General features: G+C 69.7%; 9 protein-coding genes. 7 read left to right on the plus strand and 2 right to left on the minus strand.

From position 1 onward, the window contains the following. Positions 1-99 precede the first annotated feature (99 nt). The 4 genes from ACFRCG_RS45670 (at position 100) to ACFRCG_RS45685 (ending at position 3,476) form a co-directional block, all read left to right on the plus strand. Positions 100-954, plus strand: coding sequence for an ABC transporter permease (locus ACFRCG_RS45670; RefSeq protein WP_380042586.1), 855 nt, complete (start codon positions 100-102; stop codon positions 952-954). Beyond that, positions 947-1,756 (plus strand): ABC transporter permease, encoded by an 810-nt coding sequence (locus tag ACFRCG_RS45675; protein WP_380042587.1) that lies wholly within the window; start codon positions 947-949, stop codon positions 1,754-1,756. The genes ACFRCG_RS45670 and ACFRCG_RS45675 overlap by 8 nt, the downstream gene beginning before the upstream one ends. A gap of 38 nt (positions 1,757-1,794) precedes the next feature. Further along, positions 1,795-2,742, plus strand: coding sequence for an ATP-binding cassette domain-containing protein (locus ACFRCG_RS45680; protein WP_380042595.1), 948 nt, complete (start codon positions 1,795-1,797; stop codon positions 2,740-2,742). Positions 2,743-3,059: 317 nt separating this feature from the next. Continuing rightward, positions 3,060-3,476, plus strand: a complete 417-nt coding sequence (locus ACFRCG_RS45685; RefSeq protein ID WP_380042588.1) for a hypothetical protein — start codon at positions 3,060-3,062, stop codon at positions 3,474-3,476. A gap of 13 nt (positions 3,477-3,489) precedes the next feature. Here ACFRCG_RS45685 and ACFRCG_RS45690 read toward each other — a convergent pair whose 3' ends face one another. Beyond that, on the minus strand, positions 3,490-3,693 hold the full coding sequence (locus ACFRCG_RS45690) for a hypothetical protein (protein WP_380042589.1): 204 nt from the start codon (positions 3,691-3,693) through the stop codon (positions 3,490-3,492). Between the two features lie 87 nt (positions 3,694-3,780). On the opposite strand from ACFRCG_RS45690, the gene ACFRCG_RS45695 reads away from it, so the two are divergent. Continuing rightward, positions 3,781-4,005 carry a hypothetical protein gene (locus ACFRCG_RS45695; protein WP_380042590.1) on the plus strand — a complete coding sequence of 75 codons (225 nt, stop codon included), beginning with the start codon at positions 3,781-3,783 and terminating at the stop codon, positions 4,003-4,005. A 92-nt stretch (positions 4,006-4,097) separates the two neighbouring features. Beyond that, entirely contained in the window at positions 4,098-5,735 is a 1,638-nt protein-coding gene (locus ACFRCG_RS45700) for a BCCT family transporter (protein WP_380042591.1), read from the plus strand. A gap of 206 nt (positions 5,736-5,941) precedes the next feature. Here the strand turns inward: ACFRCG_RS45700 and ACFRCG_RS45705 are convergent, their stop codons facing one another. Beyond that, a complete protein-coding gene (locus ACFRCG_RS45705) occupies positions 5,942-6,442 on the minus strand; it encodes a hypothetical protein (protein WP_380042592.1) in 501 nt (166 codons plus the stop codon). Positions 6,443-6,644: 202 nt separating this feature from the next. On the opposite strand from ACFRCG_RS45705, the gene ACFRCG_RS45710 reads away from it, so the two are divergent. Beyond that, on the plus strand, positions 6,645-7,022 hold the full coding sequence (locus tag ACFRCG_RS45710; RefSeq protein WP_380042593.1) for a peptidase inhibitor family I36 protein: 378 nt from the start codon (positions 6,645-6,647) through the stop codon (positions 7,020-7,022). Positions 7,023-7,531 lie beyond the last annotated feature (509 nt).

Consider the following 7,531-nt stretch of genomic DNA (forward strand, 5'->3'; position numbering starts at 1 on the left):
GAGCATCCCACGCCTCCGACCGAGGTCACTCCGGTATGCCCGGACTCGCGTGCCCGTTCGGCTCCGCCGCCGCACGCCGTCCGGGGAAGGGATTTCACCATGTCATTCGCTTCCGCGCGCCCGCTGCGGCCCGACCGTCCGCCCGATCGCCGGGCCCGCCTGCACCGCTTCGGCGCGCTGTTCGGCGCGGGCTTTCGCCGCTGGTCCACGTACCGCCAGGCGGCGCTCGCCGGACTGTTCACCAACATCGTCTTCGGTGTGATGATCTACTCGCTGCTGCGCGCCCTGGCCGACGACGGCCGCCGGCCGGGCGGCTACGACACCACCCAACTCGCCACCTACGTCTGGGTCGGCCAGGGCATCCTCACCGTCGTCCACGTGTGGTCCTGGAACGAACTCGCCGACCGCGTCCGCAGCGGAGACGTGACCGCCGATCTGCTGCGCCCCATCGACCCCTTCGAAGCGTTCCTGGCCGCCGACCTGGGGCGCGCCGCCTACGCGGTCCTCGCCCGCATGGTCGTCCCCGTCCTCGCCGGCGGCCTGATGTTCACCCTGTACGTCCCGCATCGCCCCTACACGGTGCCGCTGTTCGCCATCTCGCTGACCCTGGGCACGGTGCTCAGCTTCGCCCTGCGCTATCTGGTCAACCTCGGCGCGTTCTGGCTCCTCGACGCGCGCGGGCTGAGTGCGGTGTGGCTGCTCGCCTCCGGGGTGTTCGCGGGCACCTTCTTCCCGCTGCGCTTCCTGCCCGAGTGGGCGCAGGCGGTGTTGTGGTTCGCCACCCCGTTCCCCGGCCTGTTCCAGATCCCGCTCGACGTGCTGGTCGAACGTCCCGGCCCCGCACAGCAGATCGGCAGCGTCGTCCTGCAGCTGGCGTGGGTCGCGATCCTGATCCCGCTCGTTGCGCGCGTGCAGCGCGCCGCAACCGACAGGCTGGTGATCCAGGGTGGCTGAGCCGGGAGTCGGACAGGCGTACGCGCGCCTGGTGCGGGCCCAGATCCGCAGTCAGACCCAGTACCGGTTGTCGTTCGGCATCGATGTCGCGTCCTGCGCGCTCGGCACGCTCGTCGAGGCCGCGGTGGTCCTGGTGGTGTTCCGCGTCTCGCCGACGGTCGGCGGATTCGGGCTGCGCGAGGTGCTGGTGATGTCCGCGCTCGCGGCCTTCGCGTTCGACCTCGCGGACCTGCTGGTGGGCAATATCGAACGCCTGTCCACCTACGTCCGCAAGGGCACGCTCGACACCATCCTCATCCGCCCGCTTCGCGTGTTGCCGCAACTGCTCGCCACCGACTTCGCGTTGCGCCGCGTCGGGCGTGTGGCGCAGTCGTCCGTGCTGCTGGTGGCAGTCCTCGTATACGCCGACATCGACTGGACACCGGTGCGCGTACTGATGCTCGTGCTCACCCCGCTCGCGGGCTGCGCCCTGTTCGCGGCGGTGTTCGTACTGGGCGCCTGCGTCGCGTTCTGGTTCGTCGAATCCGGCGAGATCGCGAACGCGTTCACCTACGGCGGCAAGGAGTTCGCCCGCTATCCGGCGACGATCTACCCGGGGCTGCTGCGCCGGGTGTTCGGGTACGGGGTCGGCCTTGCGCTCGTCGGCTATCAGCCCGCGCTGTTCCTGACGGGGCACGCGGATCCGCTCGGCGGGCCGAACTGGCTCGCCTGGTCCTCTCCGGCCGCCGCCGCGCTCGCCTGGACGATCGCGCTGCTGGTGTGGCGGACGGGGATTCGGCACTACAGGAGTACGGGATCGTGATCGACACCGCGACCGAGACCATGATCGAGACCGACACGATGATCGAAGTGCGCGACCTGCGCAAGGAATTCACGATCAAGCGCAAGATAGGCCGGGTGCGGCGGGAAACGCGGACGGTGTCCGCGGTCGACGGCGTCGAACTGAGCATCGCCCGGGGCGAGATGGTCGGCTACATCGGACCCAACGGGGCCGGCAAGTCGACCACGCTCAAGATGATGACCGGGATCCTGACCCCGACCTCGGGTCACATCCGCGTCTGCGGACTGGAGCCGGTGCCCCGCCGGCGCCGGCTCGCCCGCCGGATCGGGGTGGTCTTCGGGCAGCGCTCGCAACTGTGGTGGGACCTGCCGCTGCGCGAGTCGTTCCGGCTGTTGGGTGCGGTGTACACGGTGCCGCGCGTCGAACACGAGGCCCGGCTCAAGCGATGCCGGGCGATGCTGGAACTGGACGAGTTCATGGACACCCCGGTGCGCCAACTCTCCCTCGGGCAGCGCATGCGCGGCGAGATCACCGCGGCGCTCCTGCACGGACCCGACGTGCTGTTCCTGGACGAGCCGACGATCGGACTCGACGTGGTCAGCAAGCAGTCGCTGCGCGCGTTCCTGGCGGACATCGGCGCCGGCGGGGAGGTGACGACCGTGCTCACCACCCACGACCTCGCCGACATCGAACACCTGTGCCGACGCCTGATCGTGATCGACCGGGGACACGTGGTCCACGACGGCACGCTGGAGGCCCTGCACGCGCGCTACGGATCGCGCCGGCGGGTGGTGGTGGATCTGGACGAGGCGCGCGAACTGGACGTGCGCATGCCGGGGGTCACGGTCGAGGGCGTCGAGGCGGACGGTCGCCGGGTCACCTTCGCGCTGGACGGGGTGCCCGCGGGGGAGTTGATCGCCAGGATCGCGCGCGACGGCGGGTTGCGGGACGTGTCCGTGCGCGAGCCGACGATCGAGGAGGTGGTGGCACGGTTGTATCGGGAGTGACCGGGCGTGTCGGGTGCCTGGGGAGCGGGCCCGGGCGGTGGTTCCGGAAGCGGGCGCCGGCGGTGCGTGCGCCGATCGACGCGCCGTGGACCTTGGTGGGTTCCGGAACGGCGCGCACGGAGCCCCGGTTTGAGGGATTGCCCGCTGCGGGCGTGTGCCGCCCGGGAGGAGAGTCTTCCTCAGGGAGGACGGGACATGGCGCATGGTGAGGAGGAGGTCGTCGGTGCCGCGCTGCCGCGCTGGGCGGACGGGCGGTTTCCTTTGCCGGCCGATCCGGGCATCGCTGGTACACCGCTCGCGAGGGAGTCGTCGCGGCCTTGGCCGGGGCCGCGGTGACCCTGCGGGCGGCGGATCCCGACGCGAAGGCGACGGGGTGGGTGGGCGACGCCGACCCGGACCAGTTGCGGATCCTCGCCGCCGCGTCCGCCCGTCCTCCCGCCCTCGTGGTGGTGGGCGTGGCCGGGACGGGCAAGACCAGGACCGCCGCGATGATCATCCGGCGGGAGATCGACACCGGCGGTCGGGTGCTCGTGCTCACGCGACAGCGCTATGGCGTACGGCGGTTGTGGGCGGAACTCGCCGACGCCGGGGACGGCGTCGGGGCGCGAGTGCCACTCGCGGGTGCGGGTGCGGACGGCAGGTGGGGCGCCGGCGAGGGGGCGGGTGCCGAGGACGGCGCGGTGTTGGATCGACACAGGCGCGCCATGGTTGAGCCGTTCGGCGCCTGGGGTTGACCCCGCGCGGGATTCAGACCACCTCGTCGGACGGCCGCCGTGGACCGGGCCCGTACTCGATGCCCGGCGCGCGACGGAACTCGATCCACGCGAGGCCCGGCGGCTCGGGCGCGACCTCGAACGCTTCGCGCGTGGGCGGGCTGCGTGACCGCGTGTGGCACGGGGCAAAGATCGACACGCCCCTCATGTGGGTGAGGACGCGGTCGAGGTCGCGCACGCCGGCGCGCCTGCGTCCGCAGGTGCAGGCGCAGGCTCGGTGACATCGACGAACGCAGTCGCAGGGTGCGGACGGTGCACGCGATGGATGCTCGTCGCGATCGAGACGGATCGCAGCACGATCTACCTCGCGACGCCCTCCGCGCGCGAGCGTGAGTGGCTGCGGACGGTCCGTCTGGAGCGACGCGGTTGGGCTGTGTACCGCCTTTGGAGCGGGGACTGGATTCGCGACCCGGACAAGCAGATTCGCGACATCGTGGCCCTTCATCGGTCGACGGCGGAGGCCGTACGGATGGCTGCGACAAAGGGGTGACACCGGCGTTCGACCCGGCGCGCCCCCCTCCTCCCGATCCGCGAGCCCGCACGATGTGAGGTGGGGCATACTCGGACGAAAAGGATGACTCAGTGAGCGGATCGAGCCGGGATGCCGCAGCCGCGCCTCGCGTGGACCCGGTCGTCGCGGGCATCGGCTTCGCCGCTGTTCTCGCCGTTGTCCTCTGGGGCGTCTTCGCGAAGGGTTCGCTCGATACGGCGGCATCGACCGGCCTCGACTGGACGATCCGCAATTTCGGCTGGTTGTTCGTCGTCGCCGCCGACCTCTTCCTGGTGCTCGCGGTGTTCATCGCCCTGTCGAAGTACGGTCGGATCCGCCTGGGTCGAGACGACGACGAACCGGAGTTCGGCACCGGAGCCTGGGTCGCGATGATGTTCAGCGCGGGCATGGGCATCGGGCTGATGTTCTACGCCGTGGCCGAGCCCATCCAGCACTTCACCACGCCGCCACCGGCCTCGGGAGCAGTCCCGGAGACCCCGGGCGCGGCCGGGGCGGCGCTCGAATGGACGTTGTTCCACTGGACGTTGCACCCGTGGGCCATCTACGCGATCGCCGGCCTCTCCCTCGCGTACGCGACCTTCCGGCGCGGTCGGGGAAATCGGGTCAGCGCGGCATTCGTACCGCTCTTGGGTCGGCACGCGGACGGTGCGGCGGGCCGGGCGATCGACCTGCTCGCCATCTTCGCGACCGTGTTCGGCTCGGCCACGAGCCTCGGCCTCGGTGCCCTCCAAGTGGCCAAGGGCCTCGACCTCACCGCCGACATCGAGGACACCTCCACACTGCACGTGGTGATCATCGTGGCCCTGACGGCCGCGTTCGTGTTGTCCGCGTTCAGCGGGATCCATCGCGGCGTCAAGTGGCTCAGTACCGCGAACGTGCTGCTCGCGCTGATGCTCATGTTGTTCGTCTTCGTGGTCGGCCCGACGGTGTACGTCCTCGGCGTGTTGCCGGCCTCGGTCGGCAGCTACCTCAACGACCTGCTGACCACGGCGACCCGCACCGGAACCTTCGGCGGCGACGCGTGGATGGGCTCATGGACGATCTTCTACTGGGCATGGTGGCTCTCCTGGGCCCCCTTTGTGGGGACTTTCATCGCACGCATCTCGCGCGGCCGAACGGTTCGCCAGTTCGTGATCGGCGTACTGCTCGTACCCAGCGGGGCGAGCACCGTCTGGTTCGCGGTGATGGGCGGGACCGCGCTGCGGATACAACAGACCGGTACGGCCGACCTGGTGGCCAAGGTCGCCGAGGGGCCGGAATCGGGGCTGTTCGCGATGCTGGACGCACTGCCTCTGTACGGCGTCACCGCGACCGTGACGATGATCCTGGTCGCGCTGTACTTCGTTACCGGGGCCGACTCGGCGTCGCTGGTGCTCGGTTCGCTGACCAGCCGGGGCTCACTCAGGCCGGGGCGCCTGCTGGTGGTCGTATGGGGCACCCTGATCGGCGCGGTCGCCGCCGTACTCCTGGTCGCGGGCGGGCTCAAGTCCCTTCAGCAGGCGACCATTCTGGTCGCGTTGCCGTTCGTGTTGGTGATGATGGCGTTGTGTGTCGCGCTGTTGAAGGATCTGAACAGCGATCCGATGGTCGCCGCAGGGCCGCGGCGGATGCGGGCGCGCGGTCTGTCGGACGCGGTACGCACGGCGGTGGGCGCCGAAGGCGACGGTGTCGAGGCCGAGGCCTTCCATCGACACCACGGCGGGATCTGAGCGCGCCGTTCCGACTTGGGGGCGGTGCCGTGGCGTGCCCACGGGCACCGTCCGCCGAGGCGTGGATGTAGCCGGCGCTGAACGGTTGTCTCGCCGATGGTGCCGACCGCCGCCGAACCGGCGGCGGTCGAACGGCGGATGACCACGTGGTCGGGGGTCGGTCGCGGCGACCGAGCGGTCGACTCCCGATCGGCGCCGGACGTCGATCAGCGCTGGACGTCGATCACGATGCGGCTCGGGTTGGTCAGAACGGACGTGACCACCTGATGCACATTGCTCTTGTAGCCGATGCCGACCTTGAGTTTGCCTTCGAAGTCGCAGGTGATCGCGTATCCGGTGAGCGAGGGCAGGTTGGTCGTCACCTGGCGCGGGCCCGTATACGTGGGGTTGCCGTTGTCGTCATGGGCGGCGCTCGCGATGTCCAACTCGAGGTACTCGGCGCTGTTGGGGAAGCTGATCGGCTTCCCGCTCGCGCACTGGTAGAGCTCGCTGCTCGTCGTGCTCCCGTAGGCGGGCACGCCGGCGGAGAAGTCGAGGACCACGCGGTCGTAGGTGGCGTGTTCCCCGGCGCGGATGTTGGTGAGGTAGGTCGTGCCGGCGGCCTGCGCCGTTCCGGACAACACGGTCGTCGCGGCGATGCCGACGACGGCGGCGACACCGAGAGCGGAGCGGACGAGATGGCGACGAGGGACGGACACAACAGTCATGACTGCCTCCGAATAAAGCCGATACCTACACTGACGAAACGTTTCGCACCTTGGTTCCCGGACGCGGGATATTGATCTTCAGTGCACTCTTTAGAGCTAATCAACCGCCATTCGCGTGCGTTTTCCCCCTCCACGGGCGACCGTGGAAGCACGTCGGAACCGGGGCACGGATTCGACGAACGGGGAACATCCCATGAACCGCATGCGACGTCGTTTCGTCTGCGCGCTGGCCTTGACCACGAGCCTGTTGACCGCGGTGGGAGCGCCCGGCGCATCCGCCGACACAGCCGCCGCGTCCGCGTGTGCGCCCGGACAGGTGTGCTTCTGGTCCTCTCCGGGTTTTGCGGGCGCACCGACGGCGAGCTTCGAGTTGGCCGATTCCAACGTGGAGCAGTGTGTCTCCCTTCCGGAAGGGGTCGATGCGCTGTCCTTCGCGAACCGCATGGATCGCTACGTGACGATGTATCAGAGCCGGGAATGCGCTACGGAAGGCGACTTCAGCACCTATCCGGGTGAGGGCGTCTTCGTCCCCGATGTGCCGTTCACGGTACGGGCGTTCGAGATCTGGGAGAAGCCGTGAGCGTGGTCGGGACCGCCGGTCACCCCTGAGTGCCCGAGTAGCCCGAGAAGTCGAAGGACGCGGCGATGCGATCGACCGTCGTGTCCAACCTCGGCGACCGGCAACCACCACACGCGCGGGTGATAGGAGGAGCCGTTGTCGCAACCGGCCGCCCAGCGCCGGTCGTCGGCGGACTTGTTTCCGACCGGGCGCAGACCTCGTTCCACGATCGTCGAGGACGTGGTCAACGCGCTGCCGTGAGGGATGGTGCCGCGGCACCACGCGTCGCCCTGCCAGACCCACCCGGAACCGGATTCGAGGTCCATCGCCCGCCCCTATTCGTCACCGGGCGGGTCCGGCAGGCGGATCTCCAACCGTCCACCGCGCACCCGTCGTTGGGGCAACCCACAAGCGCGGTGGGCGGCAACACGCACACCACGTTCGGGCCGCCCGCGCCCTGCTCGACAGTCCAGCCCACAGGCACGGCGAAGGTGACGCCCTGGAGGCTGCGCCGCGTCTCACCGCCGGAG

This window comes from Embleya sp. NPDC056575 (genome assembly GCF_042793325.1).
Lineage (GTDB): Bacteria > Actinomycetota > Actinomycetes > Streptomycetales > Streptomycetaceae > Embleya.

Excerpts from the sequence above, each read along its gene's own strand:
- ACFRCG_RS45695 (WP_380042590.1), top strand. The coding sequence starts at position 3,781 with ATGCTCGTCGCGATCGAGACGGATCGCAGCACGATCTACCTCGCGACG.
- ACFRCG_RS45710 (WP_380042593.1), top strand. The coding sequence starts at position 6,645 with ATGCGACGTCGTTTCGTCTGCGCGCTGGCCTTGACCACGAGCCTGTTG.
- ACFRCG_RS45670 (WP_380042586.1), top strand. The coding sequence starts at position 100 with ATGTCATTCGCTTCCGCGCGCCCGCTGCGGCCCGACCGTCCGCCCGAT.
- ACFRCG_RS45705 (WP_380042592.1), bottom strand. The coding sequence starts at position 6,442 with ATGACTGTTGTGTCCGTCCCTCGTCGCCATCTCGTCCGCTCCGCTCTC.
- ACFRCG_RS45680 (WP_380042595.1), top strand. The coding sequence starts at position 1,795 with ATGATCGAAGTGCGCGACCTGCGCAAGGAATTCACGATCAAGCGCAAG.